Raw genomic sequence first — 1,785 nt, 5'->3', positions numbered from 1 at the left:
ACCATATTTGCCAATTACGGTATTAAGTTTCACTTTGTAGACATGAGTACTACCGAGCAGGTAAAGGCGCATGTAAATGAAAACACCAAATTGATTTGGGTAGAAACGCCAACAAATCCTATGATGAATATCATAGATATCCAAGCAATGGCTGAGGTGGCGAAAGCAGCAAATTGTATGTTGGGGGTAGATAATACTTTTGCTACACCTTATTTACAAAACCCTATAGATCTTGGAGCAGACGTGGTCATGCATTCAGCAACGAAATATTTGGGAGGTCATTCAGATGTAGTAATGGGGGCTTTGGTTACAGATGATGAAGCAATTGCAAAAGAAATGTATCGCATTCAAAATTCTTCTGGAGCTATAACGGCACCTATGGATTCTTTTTTAGTTTTAAGAGGAATTAAGACCTTGCATTTAAGGATGGAAGCGCATTGCAAAAATGGAGAGGCGATTGCGCATTTTTTGGCTGCACATCCGAAAGTGGAAAAGGTGTATTGGCCAGGCTTTGAAAGTCATCCAAACCATGAAATCGCCAAAGCACAAATGAGAGGCTTTGGGGGAATGATTTCTTTTTCTTTAAAAGGAAACAAAATGGAGAATGCCCACAAGGTATTGGCCAAAATGAAGGTCTTTGCTTTGGCAGAATCTTTAGGAGGTGTGGAATCTTTATGTGGTCATCCAGTAACAATGACCCATGCTGCGATTCCCAAAGAGGAGAGAGAAAAAGCAGGGATAGTAGATTCTTTAATACGTTTAAGCGTAGGTATAGAAGATGCAGAAGATTTAATAGCAGACTTAGAACAAGCTTTGGCTTAATAGTATAGATAGAAGAAAAATTAAGATATGGTATTCAGTAAATTTGCCGTAATAGGTGTAGGAAGATACGGAGCAAATATTGCTAAACGACTCGCAGAAAAAGGAGCGCAGGTATTTTGTTTCGATAACAGTGAGGAAAAGATTGAGGCAATCAAAGATGAAGTAGCTTTTGCCGTTTCTTTGGATACTACAGATCAGAAAGCTCTAGCTTCTCAGAATATTGTAGAAATGGATGCAGCCGTTGTGGCGATAGGTGAAAACTTTGAAGCTACAGTTTTAACCTGTGTTCATTTAATGGACTTAGGGGTGAAAAGAATCATTGCTAGAGCCAGTGGAGCTCACCAAACTTTGATTTTAGAGAAGATTGGGATTACAGAAATTCTTACACCAGAAGATGAGGTTGCCTTTGTTGTACGTGAGCAATTATTAAACCCAAGCATACTTTCTTTCTTGCAGTTACCAGATGACTATGAGATTGCTGAAATTAAACCGCCTAAAGGTACAGTGGGTAGAACGATAGACGATATCGATTTTAGAAACAAGTACAAGTTAACCCTGGTTACTTTAAAAAGAGAGTACGATGTTAAAAAAGACGGTGACTACTGTGTTGAGAAACACGTGGTTGGGGTTCCAAACTCAGATACAGTTATAGAATCTAGAGACACTCTTGTCGTCTTTGGGACAGAAAAGCATGTTCAGAGATTTATAGATATAAATAAAGTATAAAGAAAAAGGGAAGAGTGAAATCTTCCCTTTTTTACGTTTAATCACCCATTCAGCCCTTTTCGATTGATTGTTCGTGCATTTTAAATGACGCGCATAATTCTAGGATTCCAATTTAATGTCGTTTATCATAGGGTAATTTTATTTTAACATTGTTATATTCGCTCTGTTGCTAAAATAATAAAATCATGATATTGAATAAATTAAGGTACTTGTTGCCATTAATTTGTATTGCTTCTT

The 1,785-nt window shown here is 37.4% G+C and carries 2 protein-coding genes; both read left to right on the top strand.

The window, feature by feature from the left end; all coding sequences use genetic code 11:
• Window positions 1-822 (top strand): trans-sulfuration enzyme family protein (locus R3333_RS14450; RefSeq protein ID WP_318959466.1); only part of this gene is annotated, 822 nt, incomplete at its 5' end.
• A 27-nt stretch (window positions 823-849) separates the two neighbouring features.
• Window positions 850-1,548, top strand: a complete 699-nt coding sequence (locus R3333_RS14445) for a TrkA family potassium uptake protein (protein WP_318959465.1) — start codon at window positions 850-852, stop codon at window positions 1,546-1,548.
• Window positions 1,549-1,785: the final 237 nt, after the last annotated feature.

The sequence above is a fragment of the Lishizhenia sp. genome (assembly GCF_033720595.1).
GTDB lineage: Bacteria > Bacteroidota > Bacteroidia > Flavobacteriales_D > Crocinitomicaceae > Lishizhenia.
Note: the sequence above shows the minus strand (reverse complement) of the source record. Positions and strands in the feature narration are given on the sequence as shown.

What these genes read in the sequence shown, in the direction of transcription:
- R3333_RS14445 (WP_318959465.1), top strand. Translation starts at nt 850, where the DNA reads ATGGTATTCAGTAAATTTGCCGTAATAGGTGTAGGAAGATACGGAGCA.